Below are 17,894 nucleotides of genomic sequence, written 5' to 3'. Positions count from 1 at the left end.
TCACGTTACGACGCCCCGCCCTCCGCGCCCCGCCCGAGGGCGGGGTGGCGGAGGCGTACGGGAATCGAACCCGCCGTCCCGAGATCCTCGGGACCGTCGGCTTTGAAGGCCGGGGAGGCCACCAGGCACTCGCACGCCTCCGGCGGCGATCTTAGCCGAGGTAGAGGGAGTCGAGGTCGGCGGCGTACTTGGTGTGCACGACGCGCCGCTTCAGCTTGAGGGTCGGGGTGAGCTCCTCGCTCTCGGCGGTCCACTCGGCGGTGAGCAGCCGCCACCTCTTGACCTGCTGGACGCGGGCGAGCCGGGCGTTGGCGTCCTCGACGGCCCGGGCGACCTCCTCCAGGACGAGGGGGTGGTCGGCGAGCGCGGCGAGGTCGGTGGTGTCGATGCCGTGGGCCGCCGCCCAGACGGGCGCCACCTCGCCGTCGAGGGTGATGAGCGCGACGACGTAGGGGCGGCGGTCGCCGAAGGCGAGCGCCTGGCCGATGAGCGGGTGCTCCTTGAGCCGGTTCTCGACCAGGGACGGCGCGATGTTCTCGCCTCCGGCGGTGATGATCAGTTCCTTCTTGCGGTCGACGACGGAGAGGAAGCCGTCGGCGTCGAGGCGGCCGACGTCGCCTGTGTGCACCCAGCCGTCGGCGTCGATGAGGTCTGCGGTGGCGTCGGGACGGTTCAGGTAGCCGGGGGTGCAGGTCGCGCCGCGGACGAGGATCTCGCCGTCCTCCGCGAGCTTCAGCTCGACGCCGGGGAAGGGGCGGCCGACGGTGCCGAGCTTGAAGGAGTCGGCCAGGTTGGCGGTGATGGCGCCGGTCGTCTCCGTCATCCCGTAGGCGTCGAAGATCTTCAGGCCGAGGCCGGCGAAGAACCGGGCCACCTCGACCGGCAGCGGCGCGGCGGCGCTGGAGGCCTGGCGGACGCGGTCCAGGCCGAGCAGGGCGCGCATCGGGGTGAGGACGGCCTGGTCGGCGCGCTCGAAGGCTTCGGCGATCTCCGGGGTGAGGGCGTTGCCGTGCTCCTGCGCCGTCACGTAGGCGCGGCCGGCGTCGAGGGCGGCGGCGACCGCCCGCTTCCTGGCCTCGTCCTGCTCGGCCGACAGCACGGCCTGGATGCCGGCCATGATCTTCTCCCAGACGCGCGGGACGCCGAAGAAGGAGTGCGGCCGCACCTCGCCGAGGATCGTCGTCAGCTGGGCCGGGTCGGGGCAGAAGTGGATGTGGGAGGCCAGCCGGACCGGCAGGTAGTAGCTGAGCACGCGGTCGGCGATGTGCGCGAACGGCAGGTAGGAGATGCCGGCCGGGTGCTCGGGCAGGACGGAGCTGCGCTCGACCATCTCCGCCTCGTGCAGCACCATCGAGTGCGTGATCAGCACGCCCTTGGGGTCGCCGGTGGTGCCGGAGGTGTAGAGCAGGGTGACGGTGTCCCCGGGCCTGACCGCCTGCCAGCGCCGGTCGATCGCGAGCGTGTCGGCGGCCAGCTCCCGGCGGCCGAGCTCGGTGAAGGCGTCCCAGGTGAGGAAGCGGTCGCCGGGCGGGCAGGCCTCGGCGTCCACCACGATGATCTTGCGGAGGTCGGGGAGGCGGTCCAGGACGGGCAGCCAGCGGCCGAGCTGGTCGATCCCGTCCAGCACGGCGTACTTCGCCGAGCAGTGGCCGGCCACGAACGCGACCTGGTCGGGCGCGAGCGTCGCGTACACGGTGGTGGGGACCCCGCCGGCGTGCACCGCGCCGAGGTCGGCCAGGACGTGCTCGGAGCGGTTCGGCATCATCAGCGCGACGACCTCGCCCGCCTCCAGGCCGAGGGCGGCGAACCCGGCGGCCGTCTCCAGCGCGCGGGTCCGCGTGTCCGCCCAGGTGAGGGTCCTCCACTCGCCGCCGGTCCGGTCGGAGTAGGCGGGCCTGCCGCCGTGCCGTGCGGCGGTCGCGGCGAGGGCGGTGCAGATCGTCTGCCCCGCGACGGCCCGGTCGAGGTCGGCCCGCTGTTCCTGGATCCCCATGACGCCCCTCGTGGTCGTTGGTGAGTCTAGTAAGTGATGACTTGCAGAGGGGAGATCGCATCATGCCGAACCGGGTTCGGACAAGGGTTTCGGGGCTTTTCCCCGCTGGTCGCGGGGTCCGGTGGGCGATCGGTGACCGGGCGCGTACCGTCCGTTTGTTGATCATTTGAGGTAGTTGTGCGTTAAATTCTGCGGTGACCCGACTCGCCCCCGTGGCCCGCCTGACGCAGTACGCGCGCGGCGGCGGCTCGTGCAAGCTCCCGCCGGGGGAGCTGGAGCGGGTCGTGGCCGGCCTCACCGGCGGCGGCGACGCGCTCCTCGTCGGCGGCCCCGACGGCGACGACGCCGCCGTGCTGCGGATCGAGGGCGGCCGGGCCGTGGTGTCGGCCGCCGACTTCTTCACCCCCGTCGTCGACGACGCCTACGACTGGGGCCGCATCGCGGCCGCCAACGCGCTCTCGGACGTGTACGCCGTCGGCGGCGAGCCGCTGATGGCCCTCAACCTGCTCGGCTGGCCCGCCGACGCGCTGCCCGCCGAACTGGCCCGCGAGGTGCTGCGCGGCGGCCGGGACATGGCGGCCCGCGCCGGCGTCGCGATCGCCGGCGGGCACACCATCGACGACCCCGAGCCGAAGTACGGCCTCGCGGTCACCGGCGTCGCCGACCCGGACCGGCTGCTGCGGCTGGACGCGGGCCGCCCCGGCGTCCCCCTCACGCTGACCAAGCCGCTCGGCGTCGGCGTCCTCAACGCCCGGCACCGGGCGACCGGCGAGGTGTTCGCGCACGCGGTCGCGGCCATGACGGAGCTGAACGCGGCGGCGGGCCGGGCCGCCCTCGACGGCGGCGCCGCCTGCGCCACCGGCGTCGCCGGCTCCGGGCTGCTCGGCCACCTGTACAAGCTGGCGCGGGCGAGCGGCGTCACCGCCGTCGTGGACTCCTCCGCCGTCCCCTACCTGGACGGCGCGCGCGCCGCGGTGCGGGACGGGTTCGTGTCCGGCGGCACCCGCCGCAACCTCAGATGGGTGTCCCCGCACACCGACTTCCGCCGGATCGCCGAGGAGGAGCGGCTCCTGCTCGCCGACGCGCAGACCTCCGGCGGGCTGCTGGTCGCCGGGGAGATCCCCGGCGCGCCCGTCATCGGGGAGCTCGTCGGCCGGGGGCGGCACACCCTCGTCATCCGCTGACCCTCCGCCGCGCGCCGCCCCGTGTCACCGATCAAGGACGCGGGTAGGTTCCGGGCAGGCTCCACGGGGACGGGGGAGGCGAGGCATGACCATCGGGGGACTCGTGGCCGCCGTCGTCCTGGGCGCGGCCATCGGAATCCTGAGCAGGCTCGTGCTGCGGGGCCCCAGGCGCATGCCCGGATGGCTGCTGACCACGGTCGGCGTCGTCGCGGCGTTCGCCGGGACGGGCCTGGTGAACCTGTCCGACCTCGGCAACGGCGGCTGGAACGTGTGGGAGGCGCTGTTCCAGATCGTCCTGCCGGTGGCCGCCATCCTCCTGGTGGCGGCGTTCTGGCCCAAGCGCAGGGCCGCCCCCCGCGACACCGGCCGCCGCCCCCCGGAAGGGCCCTAGGGCCGGCGCAGGACCGGGCGCAGGCCGTCCAGGACCTCGGGATCCTCGATCGTGGACGGGACGGACACCTCCTGCCCGTCCGCGATGCCCCGCATCACGCCGCGCAGGATCTTGCCCGACCGCGTCTTCGGCAGCGCGGGCACGACGGAGATCTCCTTGAGCGCGGCCACCGGCCCGACCTGCTCGCGCACCATCGCGACCAGTTCGGCGCACACCTCCTCGGGTTCGGCCAGGACGCCGCTCTTGAGCACGACGAGCCCGCGCGGCACCTGCCCCTTCAGCGCGTCCTGGACGCCGATGACCGCGCACTCGGCGACGGCCGGATGGGCGGAGATGACCTCCTCCATCGTCCCGGTGGACAGCCGGTGCCCGGCGACGTTGATCACGTCGTCGGTGCGGCCCATCACCCAGACGTAGCCGTCCTCGTCGATGTGCCCGCCGTCGCCGGTCAGGTAGTGGCCGGGGTACTTCGTCAGGTACGACTCGACGAACCGCTCGTCGTCCTGCCAGAGCGTGGGCAGCGTGCCCGGCGGCAGCGGCAGCCGGATCGCGATGTCGCCGTCGGCGCCCGGCGGGACGGGCGAGCCGTCCGGACCGAGGATCCGCACGTCGTACCCGGGGACCGGCACCGACGGGGACCCCGCCTTCACCGGCATCGGCTCCAGCCCGCGCAGGTTCGCCACGATCGGCCAGCCGGTCTCGGTCTGCCACCAGTGGTCGACGACCGGCCGGTCCAGGATGCGCGAGGCCCACCGGTAGGTGTCGGGGTCGAGGCGCTCGCCGGCGAGGAACAGCGTGTCCAGGGCGGACAGGTCGTGCCCGGCGAGCAGCGCGCCCTCGGGGTCCTCCTTCTTGATCGCCCGGATCGCGGTCGGCGCGGTGAACAGCGCCTTGACCCGGTGCTGCGCGGCGACCCGCCAGAACGCGCCCGCGTCCGGCGTCCCGACCGGCTTGCCCTCGTACAGCACGGTCGCGCACCCGGTGAGCAGCGGCGCGTACACGATGTAGGAGTGCCCGACGACCCAGCCGACGTCGGACGCCGCCCAGAACACGTCGCCCGGCCCCACGTCGAAGACGTTCTCCATCGACCAGCGCAGCGCCACCGCGTGCCCGCCGTTGTCGCGGACGACGCCCTTCGGCCGCCCGGTCGTGCCCGAGGTGTAGAGGATGTAGAGCGGGTCGGTGGCGGCGACCGGCACGCACCCGGCGGGCTCGGCGGCCGCGACCGCCTCGTCCCACTCCACGTCCCGCGGCCGGACGAGGTCGGCGTGCAGCTGCTCGCGCTGCCGGATCACGCACCGCTCGACCTTGTGCCGGGCGAGCTCCAGCGCCCGGTCCAGCAGCGGCTTGTAGGGGACGATCCGGCCCGCCTCGATGCCGCAGGACGCCGACACGACCGCCTTCGGGCGGGCGTCGTCGATGCGGACCGCCAGCTCCCGCGCCGCGAACCCGCCGAAGACCACCGAGTGCACCGCGCCGAGCCGCGCGCACGCCAGCATCGCGATGACCGCCTCCGGCACCATCGGCAGGTAGATGACGACGCGGTCGCCGCGTTCGACGCCCTGCGCCCGCAGCGCTCCGGCGAACCGCGCGACGAGCTCGGTCAGCTCCCGGTAGGTGTAGGTCCGCACGGTCCCGGTGACGGGGCTGTCGTAGATGAGCGCGGCCTGCTCGCCGCGGCCCTCCTCGACATGCCGGTCCAGCGCGTTGTCGCAGGTGTTGAGCTCGCCGCCGGTGAACCACCGGTAGAAGGGCGGCGCCCCGTCGTCCAGCACCCGGTCGGGCGGCACGAGCCACCGGACGTCCCGCGCCGCCAGCCCCCAGAAGCGGGTCGGATCGGCGATGCTGCGTTCGTACGCGGCCGCGTAGGCGCCCATGTCGTCCTCCCGGTGACGGGTCCCTGGCCCGGATCTGCGCGGAGGCCCGGACCGGGCGTCTCCGCGATTCGGGCCGCACCCCTATAGGGCATGGCGCGGGGCCGGTTCGTCAAGGGCCCGCGCCGCCGGGCGGGGTCTACCGGGGGTGGCGCAGGGCGTGCGCGACGGCGATGAGGGCGGCCAGCGCGGCGCCCGCCGAGACGATCCAGAAGCACAGCTCGTAGGCGCCGAGGGAGGGCACGCCGGCGCCCGCGGCCCCTCCGGCCAGGATCGACGCGGTGACGGCGCCCGCGACGCTGCCTCCCGTGGTGCGGACGAGCGAGTTGATCCCACTGGCGATCCCGCTCTGGTCCATCGGCACGTGCCGGACGGCGAGGGTGCCGAGCGCCGCGTAGGCGATCCCGAACCCGATGCCCTGGATGGCGCTGAACGCCAGCATGTCGTACACGTGCGTGTTCGACACCGCGAGCCAGGCGTAGCACAGCCCGGCGAACGCCGACCCGATCGCGAGCGTGTACGCGGGGCCGAGCCGGGCCGCGATCCGCCCGGCCATCGCCGAGAACACCAGCATCGTCAGGGTGCTCGGCAGCATGTAGAGCCCGACGTCCAGCACCGAGCCGCCGAGGCCGTACCCGACCTCCTCCGGCCGCGCCTGCACGAACCCGGCGATCAGGGTGAAGGCGGCGAACATCGAGAAGCCGAGCAGCGCCGAGACGACGTTGGCCGACAGCGACCGGGCGCCGACGAGCAGGTTCAGCCGCACCAGCGGCGCGCGGACCCGCAGTTCGATCGCGACCCACACCGCGCACAGCGCGACCGCGGCGCCGAACAGGCCGAGGACGCCGCCGGACGCCCAGCCCCACGCGTTGCCCTGGCTGATGGCGAGCAGCAGGCAGACCAGCCAGCAGGCGAGCACGGCCGCGCCCGGCAGGTCCGGCCGGCCGCCGGCCCGGACGCCGACGTCGCGCGCCGTCGCGGCGACCAGCGCCAGGCCCGCCGCCGCCAGCGCGGCGGCGATCCAGAAGACCGGGTGGTGGCTCGCGGTGCGGGCGGCGATCAGCCCGGTCACGATCATCCCCGCGCTGCCGCCGACGCCCATGGTCGCGCTGACGATGCCGATCGCCGTGGTGACCCGTTCGGGCGGGAACGTGTCGCGGATCATGCCGATGGCGAGGGGGATCATCGCCGCCGAGACGCCCTGCAGGGCGCGTCCGGCGATCAGCACCGGCAGCGTGCCGGACACCGCGCACACCACCGAGCCCGCCAGCAGCAGCACCAACGCGAGCATGATCATGCGCTTCTTGCCGTACATGTCGCCGAACCGGGTCAGCAGCGGGGTGGCGACGGCGCCGGCCAGCAGGGACGCGGTGAACACCCACGTCACGTCGGTGATGGGGGCGTCGAAGCGGACCATGAGCTGCGGCAGCAGCGGCAGCACGAGCGTCTGCTGCACCGAGACGACCATCCCGGCGACGGAGAGCGCGAGGAGGGTCGGGCCGGTGTTCCGGGCGGCCGGGGCGCCGGCTCCGCGCAGCGGCGGGGCGGGGGCCCCGCGCACCGCCGGGGCGCCTGTCCCACGTGCCGCCGGGGCGCCGGTCATGCGAACCTCCCGCATCGGCCGGCCACCGGAGCCCGGCGCGCGGCATGTACTTACTTAACCTAAATAAGTGTAGAGCGGCGGCTTTGCCCCGCGACGCCCGCGGTACGGCGCGACGCGCCCCTATATTCGTGAGCACGGAGCCGGGGAGGCGTGCGTGGTCGATTTATGGGAGTCCCAGTTGATCGCGGCCGCCCGGCTCGCCCAGGACTGTCCGGCCGGGGTGCCCCGCGCGTTCGGGACGCACGAGTTCGACCTCGGCTACGTCTACTGGCGCACTCCTCCGCCGGGCCGCTCCGGAGACGTCGGGTCCGGCCGGGTCGTCGTCGACCGGCTGAACGGGGAGCTGACGCACTGGCCCCTCGTTCCCGTGGAGGCCGTGGTCGAGCAGTACCGCGCCTTCCGCGAGCGCACACCGGCCGCGCCGCTGACCTGGGACCCCGTCGTGCAAGCCCGCCGCGACCGGGTGCGCGCGCCGTTCCCGGAGAACGTCACCCGCCTGCGTCTCGGGGACGGGCGCCTGCGCACCGGTCGCAGCATGAAGGGCGACGGTGTGCCCAACCTGCATCCGCTCGTGCGCGGCATCCTCGACCGGTTGCCCGTCGAGTCCCGGACGCGCGGCAACGACCGCTGCTCGGAGGTGGCAGTGCTGTCCGACGTGATGCATGCCGAGGACGCCCGGCGGGCCGCGGCCGGCGAGCCGGCGCTGTCGGTCGATGAGGCGCGAGGCCGGCTGCTGCGCGGTGCGGACCTGGTGACGTACCGGGTCCGCGAGCCCGGCGACCCGCAGGACGGCCGGACCGCACCGCCGTGCGCCTCATGCCGGGCGCTGCTGGTCCGGCTGGGCCTCGCCCCTCGGCCGTTCGCCATCGACCCGGGTTCGGCCGCGCATGGCTTCGAGACGCTCACCGACGTTGAACGCGCCATGAGCGTGAGCCTCTACCCGCTCGGCGTCGAAGGCCGGGGCGAGTCGGTGCTCGCCCTCACCGACCTGGGCAAGGTGATGGCCATCGACCCGATCGGTGAATGGCACCTCGGCGACACCTTCGACGAGGCGCTCCACACGCTCGTCACCGGTCGGCTGCCGCGGCCGGTGCGCCCCGCCGACGGCCGTGGCCCCTCCTGGACCCCGTCGCCGGAGGAGCCCCCGGGCCTTGTCGGGCTGGGACCGCAGAAACGCCCTCTCGGAGCGGTGTTCTTCATGCCGCGGACGCCGTTCAACCTGCATTACGTGTGGCTTCCGGACATGCTGGGCCGCCTGGGGACGGATCCCGTGGCCAACCCGGTGTCCTCCCGCCTGTGGCAGGTCGGCGACTGGGGCGGAATGCACTGCGAGGCTTACGTCCTCGACCTCGACTACTACACCGCCCTCGTCCTCGTCTTCGGACTGTACGACTTCTTCGACCAGCGCGACGAGGCCGCCCGCGACGGGGTGCGGGGCGACGGGATGCCGCTGGTGTGCGCCTTCCGGGACGCGTGCGCCGCACTCACGCCGGATCTGGAGGTGGCCTTCCTGTACGCCGACCTGACGTTGGATCTGTTCCAGTTCATCGCCGAGCGGCAACTCGACGTCGTGACCCTGGACGGCGACGCCCTGCTCCGCGGCGGCTACGGCATGCTCTACCTCACCGACCTCATCGACTACGACGTGGCCCGCACCTTGGAGATCTGGCCACGCAAGGAAGTTCCGATCGAGGGCGGGCGACTCATCCTCGGGGACAGGTGGCCGGACTGATGGACGCGTCCGAGCCCGACCCGGTACTGGCGCGGTCGTGGAAGCACCTGCGCCGGAAGCTCCTCAAACGCGTTCCGCGCGGGGACCGCGACCACCTCGAGGCCCTCGCGCTGGACCTGATCGCGTCGGCGAGGCGGCACAGGCCGACGGGTGAGATCGACAGCGAGGAGCCCACCGACCGTCTGGCGATCGGCGTGGAGACCGCCGCCACGCTCGCCAGGCAGGGGACGACCGATCTCGAGGTGCTCGCGGCGGCCGCCACGCTTCCCTGGTACGACAGCGGTCTGGGGGCCCGGCCTTACTATCTGAACAACCTCCCCCCGCTCACCTGGCCCTTGGCCATGACTCTGGCGATGGCGCGGCCGTACAGCCCGACGCGCGGAGATCCGCCATGGCTCCGGACCCTGAACGTGCATCGGCTTCGCGGGCTTCCGCCGGAGCTGCGCACCGGCGCCGTCGTCGCGCGGGATGTCGCACCGGCGCTGCCGAAGAGCTCGGAGTACTCCGGCGTCGGCCGGGAGCGTCCCTTCGACCACACGGAGATCTCGGCGCTGGAGCCGGGTCTCCCGCCCGAGCTCCGGAACGGCCGGGCGCCGGGTCCGCCGCTCGCCCCCCTGCCGACCCCGGTGGGCAGCACCCGCGAAGCCGTCGAACTCGTCAGGGCCCGTCCGTCCGAGCGGTTCGGCGACTACCACATGCGTGTGCCCGGCCTCGACCCGAGCCTCCTGGGGTACGTCGCGGAAGCCCGCGGCCTCGTCTACCTCGTGCGCTGGGACGTCCCGGCGGACGCGATCCGCCCGGTGGAACCGCCGATCAACTATCCGGGCGACACCGGATATCGCCGGCCGTACGCGGAGCCGGGTTGGCTGGTCGACAGGGTCAGCCGTGAAGTCCGGACCGTCGAGTTGCGGTGGCTCCACCTGTCCCGCCTCTGGGCTACGCCGCTGCCGCCCGGGTGGCGGCCGGGCGATCGGCCGGCGGTCGTGGACGGTCTCGCCGCCGACCTCGCCACACTGCTGCCGGAGCCGCTGCACACCGCGCTCGGACCCGTCATGCGCGAGGTCACCGAACGCTATGCGAGCGTGCTGACCACAGAAGCCTGGCCCGAGTTCCTCGGCGCCTGGCAGACCGGCCGGCACACGGTAGGGCTGCTGGCCGGCGCCGGCTGCGCCGACCCGGAACCGCTCACCGCGGCCCTCCTGGCCGCCTGCGGCACGGCCCCCGCCGACACGCTCGTCGACGACGGCTCCCCGCTGTGGCGGACCCCGGCCGGCGCCCAGGCGAGGACGGCCCGCCCCGCCGAGCCCGAAACGGACACCCCCGAGGCCGCGGCACGGGCCGAGCGCCTTGCCGCGGCCCCCGCGCCGTTGCGCGCCCTGGTCTTCGCCAACGCGTGGGCCCGGCGACAGGCCGAGACGGGACTGTTCGGTACCACACCACCCGCCCGCACCCGCGAGCTCGACGCGTTGGCGCCCCTCGTCCGCGACCTGCCCGCCTTCCACCGGTTCGTCTGAGCCAGGGAGAGGGCCCGCCATCCGGGGCGGTGTCGCCGGCGAACCGGTCGCGCCCGCGCGTCGCGGTTTGCCCGGGGCCCCGGCGTCCATAGGGTTGCCTTTCGTGGACCTTCGTCTGCGCAACCCCCGCATCGCCTTCCCCCGCACGGCCCGTCCTTGTGAGGCCACCGGCGTTCCGGCCCGGAAAGGACGCTGATGCAGGTCGTCACCACCGCCGGTCACGGTGGCCACGGCAAGTCGGCGCTCGTGCGCGCCCTCACCGGCAGCGAGCCCGGCGAGCCCGGCGCCTGGACGGAGCTGCCCTCGGGGCGGCGCGTCGCGTTCGTGGACGCCCCGGGAGACGAGCGGTCCGTCCCGGAGATGCTCGCCGGGGCGGCGTCCGCCTCCGCCGTCCTGCTCGCCGTCGCCGCCGACGAGGGGTGGATGCCGCAGACGCGGGAGCACCTGGAGGCCCTCGGCGCGCTCGGCGCCCGGTTCGGGGTCGTCGCGGTCACCAAGGCCGACGCCGCCGACCCGAAGCCCGCGCTGCGCCAGATCCGCGAGCGGCTCGCCGAGACGGCGCTGAAGGGCGCGGAGGCCGTCGCGGTCAGCGCCGACACCGGCGCCGGGATGGTCGAGCTGGCCGCCGCGCTCGACCGCCTCACCGGGCGGCTGCCCGTGCCCGACCCGGCCGCCCCGGTGCGGCTCTGGGCGGACCGGGCGTTCACCGCCGGGCGGCAGACCGTCATCGCGGGCACCCTCACCACCGGGACCGTGGCCGTGGGCGACGAGCTGCTCCTCATGCCCGCCGGCGAGCGCGTCCGCGTCCGGACGATCGGTTGCGCCGGCGAGCCCCGCGAGTCGGTCGGCGGCGTCTCCCGCGTGGTGCTGACGCTGCGGGACGCCGGGCGCGTCGACCCCGGCATGGCCCTGGTCACCCCCGGCGCCTGGACGCACACCACCAGCGTCGACGTCCGCACCCGCTTCGGCGAGGCGTCCGGCAGGCTCGCGCGGCGGATGACGCTGCACATCGGGTCGGCGGCCGTCCCGGTCCGGCTGCGGCCCCTCGGCCCCGACACCGCGCGCCTGACCCTGAACACCCGGCTCGCCCTGCACCTCGGCGACACCGGGCTCCTGCGCGACCCCGAGCGCCGCTCGATCGCCGGGGTGAGCGTCCTGGACGTCCGGCCGCCGACCCTCGTGCGGCGCGGCGCGGGCGCCGCCCGCGCGCGGGAGCTGGCGTCCTGGCCGGACCGCCCGGACGGCGCCCTCGTGCTCCGGCGGCACGGCGTGCTCCGCCGCTCGGAGCTGTCCCTCATGGGCTGCGCGCCGCCGGCGGACGCAGTCGCCCTGAACGGCGAATGGGTCGCCGACCCGGCGCACTGGCGGTCGCTGTTCGAGCGGCTCGCCGAGGAGACGTCCCGGCACGCCGCCGCGAGCCCCCGCGCCCCCGGGATCCCGCTGGAGACCGTCCGGCTGCGCCTCGGACTGCCCGCCCGGCAGCTCGTCGCCGCGCTCGTCCGGCCGCCGCTGCGCGTGGACGCCGGACGCGTCTACGGGCCCGCCCCGGGCCCCGCACCGGAGCGGGTGGCCGAGCCGCCGCCCGCGGCCGTCGCCGCGGAACCGCCGCCGCCCTGGGCCGCCGCCGTGGAGCGGCTCCGCGCCGACCTCGCCGACGCCCCCTTCCGGCCGCCCAGCGCCGAGCGCCTCGAAGAGCTGGGCCTCACCGGCGACGTGCTCGCCGGCGCGCAGAACGCGGGCGCCGTCCTGAAGATCGGCGACGGCCTCGTGCTGCTCCCGGGCGCAGACCGGGAGGCGCTGCGGGTGCTGTCCGCCCTGCCGCAGCCGTTCACCCCCGCCCAGGCCGGCGAGGCCCTCGGGACCGGCCGCGACGCCGCCGTCGCCCTGCTGCGCCACCTCGACCGCCTCGGGCTGACCGAGCGCCGCCAGGGCGAAAACCGGTTGAACCGGGACGGGTGACTCTGGCGTCATAGATCGCGGTCCGGTTCCGTCGATCAAGGAGAGGGAATGCCGTACCAGACCCTGAAGGGCGGCCGCGTCCCGATCCGGATGTGGACCGACCCCGCCACCGTCGAGGACCTCGCCCTCGACCAGCTCCGCAACGTCTCCGCCCTGCCGTGGGTGGAGGGCCTCGCGGTGATGCCCGACGTCCACTACGGCAAGGGCGCCACCGTCGGCTCGGTGATCGCGATGAGGGACGCGGTGTCCCCGGCCGCCGTCGGCGTCGACATCGGCTGCGGGATGACCGCCGCGAAGTCGTCGCTCACCGTCGAGGACATGCCCGACGACCTGTCCGGGCTGCGCTCGCGGCTGGAGAAGGCGATCCCCGTCGGGCGCGGCTCGCACAAGACCGCCGTCGACCCGTCCGCGCTGCCGGGCCTGAAGGAGCGCGGCTGGTACGACTTCTGGAAGGCGTTCGACGACCTGCACCCGGCGGTGCGGGCCCGCCTCGGCCGCGCCCGCTCGCAGATGGGCACGCTCGGCGGCGGCAACCACTTCCTGGAGCTGTGCGCGGACGACGACGGCGCGATCTGGCTCGTCCTGCACTCGGGGTCGCGCAACATCGGCAACGAGCTGGCCGAGCACCACATCGAGGCCGCCCGCAGGCTCCCGCACAACCAGGACCTGCCGGACGGCGACCTCGCCGTGTTCCTCACCGGCACCGCCAAGATGGACGCCTACCGGCACGACCTGTTCTGGGCGCAGGAGTACGCGCGCCGCAACCGCGCCGTCATGCTGGCCCTCGCGCAGAACGTCGTGACGAAGCGGTTCGGGGAGAAGCGCTGCCGGTGGGACCAGGTCATCTCCTGCCACCACAACTACGTGGCGGAGGAGGAGTACGGAGGTGTCGAGCTGCTCGTCACCCGCAAGGGCGCGATCCGCGCGGGCGCCGGCGACCTCGGGATCATCCCGGGCTCCATGGCGACCGGCACCTACATCGTCCGCGGCCTCGGCAACGAGACGGCCTACAACTCGGCCTCGCACGGCGCGGGCCGCCGGATGAGCCGCAACAAGGCGCGCAAGAGCTTCACCGTGGACGACCTCGTCGAGCAGACCCGGGGCGTCGAGTGCCGCAAGGACAGCGGCGTCATCGACGAGATCCCCGGCGCCTACAAGGACCTGGAGACGGTGATCGAGGCCCAGTCCGACCTCGTCGAGGTCGTGGCGCACCTCCGCCAGCTCATCTGCGTCAAGGGCTGACGGCACGCGAGCCGGCGGTCCGGCGCCCCGCCCCACGCGGGACGCCGGACCGCCGTCCCCTACATCAGCAGGTCGGACTGGTTGTCGTAGGCGTCCACGTACTCGGCGTGCGTCATGGCGTAGGGGGCGATGTTGAAGTAGCACGACCACCGCAGCGGGACGCCGAGCAGGGAGCGCTCGCGGCCCCAGTCGGTGACCGACCGCATCCACTGGGCGGACTTGGTGACCGGCCAGGAGGCGTCGACGCCCCATTCGCTGAGCCCCAGGGGCACCCCCAGGGAGTCGGCGAACTGGCACGCCCGCCGCGTGCGCACGTCCATCGGAGGGGCGTCCGCGGTGGCGGTGATCTCGCCGATCGGGTACTCGTCGATCCCGATGAAGTCGACCAGGCCCGTGGGCGGCCAGTAGTAGCGCAGCGCCGACCGCGAATCGGAGTACGGGAGGTTGCACGAGTAGTTGCTGTAGCAGACCCCCACCTTCACCCCGGCCGAGCGGAACGGCGGCGCCGACCGCTTGTAGAGGTTGATGAAGTCGGGGCCGCTCATGTTGTCGACCGGCTGGTGGTAGATGATCACGTCGACCACGGCGCCCGTGGCGATGATGTCGTTCGCGAGCGACTGCAGCGTCGTCAGCGGTGTCGTCATCGTCGGCTTGATGCTGTAGACGCTCTTGCGCACGCCCAGGTCGTGGCGCAGCTGCGAGGTGGCCACCGTGGACGGCGGGGCGCCGTCGTAGCACCGGCGGACCGGCAGCGGCCGTCCGGTGAGCGTCTCGAACGCGCTGATCGCCTGCTGCCACGTCTGGCCGCTCGTCGGGTTGACGGCCGCGCCGACGAGCGGCCAGAGGTCGGTCATGACCCGCCCCCCTCGGGCGGGACCGCGCGGTCGCGGTCCTCGGCCGTGGTCGCCCGGTCCTCGATCCTGATCCGGTTCATGTGTACGTCCCCCCTTGAACCAGGAAATGGTGTCTTAAAGTAAAGAATGTTTCACGGAGGGTCGCCATGGTTCCGGTGGCCTTGTTTGGGTGTCCGCCCTGGTCAGGACTTCGTGGCCGCACCAGCACGGGGGCGCGCCGGGATGGCGCCGCAGGCCGTGCGGGAGCGGCGATGAGACGGCGGGGGAGGGGGCCCCGAGGATCCGCTGCCGCGCGGCGCGGCGCGGACCGGCCCCTACGCCTCCGGCAGCACCCGGTCGATGAAGGCGGTGACGTCGGCGAGGACCTCGTCGCGGTTGGTCTCGTTGAAGACCTCGTGGCGGGCGCCCGGGTAGAGCCGCTCGGTGAGGTCGTCCCCGCGGACCGCGTCGATGCCGACGCGGGTGTCGCGCGGCCGGACGAGCTCGTCGGCGTCGCCGTGGACGTAGAAGGTGGGCAGCGCGCCCAGCGAGCCGTGCTCGTTGACGCGGCGGAGCGCGGTGTCGAGCGCCCGGACGGTGGGCTTCTTGAACGGCCCGTGCCAGATCAGGGGGTCCTCGGTGTAGGCCTTCCCGACGGCCGGGTCGCGCGAGAGCGTGGCGGTGTCGATCGGCTCGTCCGGCATCTCGTCGCGGGGGAGCAGCTCCTCGACGACGTGCCAGCGGCCGAGGACCGGGCCGGACAGCACCAGCGCGGCGAGGCCGCCGCCGTGGAGCTGGGCGTAGCGGGTGGCGATCAGGCCGCCCATGGAGTGGCCGATCATGACGACGGGCAGTCCCGGGTGGTCGCCGCGGGCCGCCTCCACGACCGTGTGCACGTCGGCGACGACGTCCTCGAAGTCCTCGACCAGCACCCGTTCGCCGGCCGAGCGGCCGTGGCCCAGGTGGTCCGGGCCGCAGACGACGGCCCCGTGCCGGACCAGGACGTCCGCGACGTGGTCGTACCGGCCGAGGTGCTCGCCGTAGCCGTGCACGAGCACCGCGACGTAGCGCGGCTCGCCGTCCGCCCAGATCCGGGCGGTGACCGCCCCCCGCGTGCCCGCGAACTCCCACTCCCGCGACGTCGCCACCCCGGCCTCCTTGATCTTCGTCCGACGCCACCGTCTCCCGCGGTGGATCAAATCGTCAACCACCGGAATAGGCTGGAGTGCAAGACCGCAACAGGAAGGGGTGCCCGTGCTGGTCGACACCTTCGGCCGTACCGCGACGGACCTGCGGGTCTCCCTCACCGACCGGTGCAACCTCCGGTGCTCGTACTGCATGCCGCCCGAGGGGCTGGACTGGCTGCCCAAGCCGGAACTGCTCACCGACGACGAGGTGGTCCGGCTGGTCGGCCTCGCCGTGCGCGACCTCGGCGTCACGGAGGTCCGCTACACCGGCGGGGAGCCGCTGCTGCGGCGCGGGCTCCCGGACCTCGTGCGGCGGACGGCGGAGCAGGCGCCGCGCCCGCAGATCTCGCTGACCACCAACGGGATCGGGCTCGACCGGCTGGCCGCGCCGCTGGCCGAGGCCGGGCTCGACCGGGTGAACGTCTCCCTCGACACCCTCGACCGGGAGACGTTCCGGCGCCTCGCGCACCGCGACCGGCTGGACGACGTGCTGGCGGGGCTGGCGGCGGCGCGCCGGGCCGGGCTCGCGCCGGTCAAGATCAACACGGTGCTGATGCGCGGGATCAACGACCACGAGGCCGTCCCGCTGCTGCGCTACTGCCTGGAGCACGGCTACCGGCTGCGGTTCATCGAGCAGATGCCGCTGGACGCCCAGCACGGCTGGACCCGCGAGAACATGATCACCGCGGACGAGATCCTGGACCGGCTGTCCGCCGAGTTCGACCTCGTGCCCGACACCGGGCACGACCGCGGCAGCGCCCCCGCCGAGTCGTTCCTGGTCGGCGGCGGCCCCGAGACGGTCGGTGTGATCGGCTCGGTGACCCGGCCGTTCTGCGGCGCCTGCGACCGGGTGCGGCTCACCGCCGACGGACAGGTTCGCAACTGCCTGTTCGCCACCGAGGAGTCCAACCTGCGGGACGCGATGCGCGCCGGCGCCACCGACGCCGAGCTGGCCGACCGCTGGCGCGCGGCGGTGCGGACCAAGCGCGCCGGGCACGGCATCGACGACCCGTCGTTCCTGCAGCCCGCCCGGCCCATGTCGGCGATCGGCGGCTGAGCCGGTGGACGCCGGCGCGGCCTTCGACGCCGTGCTGCTCGCGGGCGGACGCGCACGCCGGTTCGGCGCCGACAAGCCCGCCGCCCCCGTGGGCGGACGCCCGCTGATCGAGTGGGCGGCGGCCGCCGCGTCCGGAGCGTCCCGGCTGATAGTGGTGGGGCCGCGCCGCGACGTCCTCGCGGGCGCCGTCGTCGTCCGCGAGGACCCGCCGGGCGCCGGACCGGTGCCCGCGCTGCGCGCCGGGCTCGCCGAGGTCCGCGCGCCGCGCCTGGCGCTGCTGGCCGCCGACCTGCCGTTCCTGCGCCCCGCCCACGTCGCCGCGCTCCTGGCGGCGATGGCGGAGGGGGCCGGAGCCGTCCTGGTGGACGAGGACGGCCGCGAGCAGTGGCTCGCCGGCTGCTGGCGGGCGGACGCCCTGCGGACGGCGCTGGCCGGCTACGACGGCGCGTCCCTGCGCGGCCTCCTCGGCCCCCTGGATCCCGTGCCGGTCACGCTCCCGGCCGGGACGCGCCCCGCCTGGTACGACTGCGACACCCCCGAACAGCTGGCCGCCGCCGAGCGCCTGCTTTGATCGTGCGAGAGTGGGCACACCACCGGCACCATGCTCGAAGGGGGAACCCATGTCTGTCCTCGAGGACTGGATCAACGCGGCCTGCCTCGAACTGGGCCTGGAGCCCGGCGACGTCGACCAGGGACTGGTGCTCGACCTCGCCCGCGACGTCGCCCACAACGTCGCGCGGCCCGGCGCGCCGCTGACTGCCTACCTGCTCGGCCTCGCGGTCGGCCGCGGCGTGCCCGCGCGGGACGGCGCCGCGCGGCTCACCGAGATGGCCGAGGGCTGGCGGGCCGAGGTGCCCGAGCAGGCCGGCGAGCCGGTCCTCGACGAGGCCTAACCCCGCCCGGCGGGCTCGTCGCGCTCGGCGACCGGCACCACGTCCTTCAGGAAGTCGCGGCGGGACAGGAACGCCGAGAGGCTCTCGCGGTGCTCGTCGCAGGCCAGCCAGACCTTCCGCCGGTCCGGCGTGTGGATCTTCGGGTTGTTCCACCGCAGCGCCCACACGGCGTCCGCGCGGCACCCCTTGGCGGAGCACTGCAACTCCTCGGGCCCGTTCCCCAGATCGGCGTCGGTCATGAGGCGAGCTTAGACACCTCCACGAGCCACCACCGCGACCAAGCACCAACCCTCACGATTGCGATCGCGTCCGAAGGCAGATTCGAGCGAAGCAAGAATCTGATCGCGCAGCGAGCCTTTGGGCGAGTCGGAGCGATGCCAGCGATCGCCCGCCTTTATCGACGATGGAGGGCCGCCAGGCCCGAAGGAGGAG

General features: G+C 74.2%; 15 protein-coding genes and 1 tRNA gene. 9 read left to right on the top strand and 7 right to left on the bottom strand.

The window, feature by feature from the left end; all coding sequences use genetic code 11:
- Positions 1 to 45 precede the first annotated feature (45 nt).
- Together ABWI07_RS22540 and ABWI07_RS22535 are read right to left on the bottom strand one after the other, a co-directional pair.
- A tRNA-Sec gene (locus tag ABWI07_RS22540) sits at positions 46 to 141 on the bottom strand.
- Positions 142 to 151: 10 nt separating this feature from the next.
- Entirely contained in the window at positions 152 to 1,993 is a 1,842-nt protein-coding gene (locus ABWI07_RS22535; RefSeq protein WP_353819716.1) for an AMP-dependent synthetase/ligase, read from the bottom strand.
- A 194-nt stretch (positions 1,994 to 2,187) separates the two neighbouring features.
- Between ABWI07_RS22535 and selD the strand changes: the two genes are divergently transcribed.
- Together selD and ABWI07_RS22525 are read left to right on the top strand one after the other, a co-directional pair.
- The gene (gene selD / locus ABWI07_RS22530) at positions 2,188 to 3,177 is read left to right on the top strand and encodes a selenide, water dikinase SelD (protein WP_353819715.1); all 990 of its coding nucleotides are present in this window, start codon (positions 2,188 to 2,190) and stop codon (positions 3,175 to 3,177) included.
- Positions 3,178 to 3,262: 85 nt separating this feature from the next.
- The gene (locus tag ABWI07_RS22525) at positions 3,263 to 3,568 is read left to right on the top strand and encodes a GlsB/YeaQ/YmgE family stress response membrane protein (RefSeq protein WP_149258213.1); all 306 of its coding nucleotides are present in this window, start codon (positions 3,263 to 3,265) and stop codon (positions 3,566 to 3,568) included.
- Here ABWI07_RS22525 and ABWI07_RS22520 read toward each other — a convergent pair.
- Positions 3,565 to 5,445 carry a propionyl-CoA synthetase gene (locus ABWI07_RS22520; RefSeq protein WP_353819714.1) on the bottom strand — a complete coding sequence of 627 codons (1,881 nt, stop codon included), beginning with the start codon at positions 5,443 to 5,445 and terminating at the stop codon, positions 3,565 to 3,567. The genes ABWI07_RS22525 and ABWI07_RS22520 overlap by 4 nt on opposite strands.
- 136 nt (positions 5,446 to 5,581) lie before the next feature.
- Positions 5,582 to 7,045: an MFS transporter gene (locus tag ABWI07_RS22515; protein ID WP_149258215.1), complete on the bottom strand. Its 1,464-nt coding sequence runs from the start codon at positions 7,043 to 7,045 to the stop codon at positions 5,582 to 5,584.
- Between the two features lie 154 nt (positions 7,046 to 7,199).
- Between ABWI07_RS22515 and ABWI07_RS22510 the strand changes: the two genes are divergently transcribed.
- From ABWI07_RS22510 to ABWI07_RS22495, 4 genes are all read left to right on the top strand, one after another.
- Positions 7,200 to 8,777, top strand: coding sequence for a YwqJ-related putative deaminase (locus tag ABWI07_RS22510; RefSeq protein ID WP_353819713.1), 1,578 nt, complete (start codon positions 7,200 to 7,202; stop codon positions 8,775 to 8,777).
- Positions 8,777 to 10,291, top strand: coding sequence for a hypothetical protein (locus tag ABWI07_RS22505; protein ID WP_353819712.1), 1,515 nt, complete (start codon positions 8,777 to 8,779; stop codon positions 10,289 to 10,291). Before ABWI07_RS22510 ends, ABWI07_RS22505 begins: the two co-directional genes overlap by 1 nt.
- A gap of 195 nt (positions 10,292 to 10,486) precedes the next feature.
- Positions 10,487 to 12,250, top strand: coding sequence for a SelB domain-containing protein (locus tag ABWI07_RS22500; protein ID WP_353819710.1), 1,764 nt, complete (start codon positions 10,487 to 10,489; stop codon positions 12,248 to 12,250).
- A gap of 48 nt (positions 12,251 to 12,298) precedes the next feature.
- Positions 12,299 to 13,492, top strand: coding sequence for an RtcB family protein (locus tag ABWI07_RS22495; protein WP_149258219.1), 1,194 nt, complete (start codon positions 12,299 to 12,301; stop codon positions 13,490 to 13,492).
- 59 nt (positions 13,493 to 13,551) lie between these two features.
- On the opposite strand, the gene ABWI07_RS22490 is transcribed toward ABWI07_RS22495, so the two are convergent.
- On the bottom strand, positions 13,552 to 14,346 hold the full coding sequence (locus ABWI07_RS22490) for a hypothetical protein (protein WP_149258220.1): 795 nt from the start codon (positions 14,344 to 14,346) through the stop codon (positions 13,552 to 13,554).
- A gap of 314 nt (positions 14,347 to 14,660) precedes the next feature.
- The gene (locus ABWI07_RS22485; protein WP_353819708.1) at positions 14,661 to 15,473 is read right to left on the bottom strand and encodes an alpha/beta hydrolase; all 813 of its coding nucleotides are present in this window, start codon (positions 15,471 to 15,473) and stop codon (positions 14,661 to 14,663) included.
- A gap of 106 nt (positions 15,474 to 15,579) precedes the next feature.
- Here ABWI07_RS22485 and moaA point away from each other — a divergent pair, with 106 nt between their 5' ends.
- The 3 genes from moaA to ABWI07_RS22470 are packed head-to-tail and all read left to right on the top strand — an operon-like array spanning position 15,580 to position 17,462.
- A complete protein-coding gene (gene moaA, locus ABWI07_RS22480) occupies positions 15,580 to 16,569 on the top strand; it encodes a GTP 3',8-cyclase MoaA (RefSeq protein WP_200841827.1) in 990 nt (329 codons plus the stop codon).
- Between the two features lie 4 nt (positions 16,570 to 16,573).
- Positions 16,574 to 17,140 (top strand): molybdenum cofactor guanylyltransferase, encoded by a 567-nt coding sequence (gene mobA, locus ABWI07_RS22475; RefSeq protein ID WP_200841746.1) that lies wholly within the window; start codon positions 16,574 to 16,576, stop codon positions 17,138 to 17,140.
- Between the two features lie 49 nt (positions 17,141 to 17,189).
- On the top strand, positions 17,190 to 17,462 hold the full coding sequence (locus ABWI07_RS22470; protein WP_200841747.1) for a DUF6457 domain-containing protein: 273 nt from the start codon (positions 17,190 to 17,192) through the stop codon (positions 17,460 to 17,462).
- Here ABWI07_RS22470 and ABWI07_RS22465 read toward each other — a convergent pair.
- Positions 17,459 to 17,701: a hypothetical protein gene (locus ABWI07_RS22465; RefSeq protein ID WP_149258222.1), complete on the bottom strand. Its 243-nt coding sequence runs from the start codon at positions 17,699 to 17,701 to the stop codon at positions 17,459 to 17,461. The genes ABWI07_RS22470 and ABWI07_RS22465 overlap by 4 nt on opposite strands.
- Positions 17,702 to 17,894: the final 193 nt, after the last annotated feature.

It is taken from the genome of Actinomadura sp. NPDC000600, from assembly GCF_040492135.1.
Classification (GTDB): domain Bacteria; phylum Actinomycetota; class Actinomycetes; order Streptosporangiales; family Streptosporangiaceae; genus Spirillospora.
This window is presented reverse-complemented; position numbering and strand designations above follow the sequence as displayed.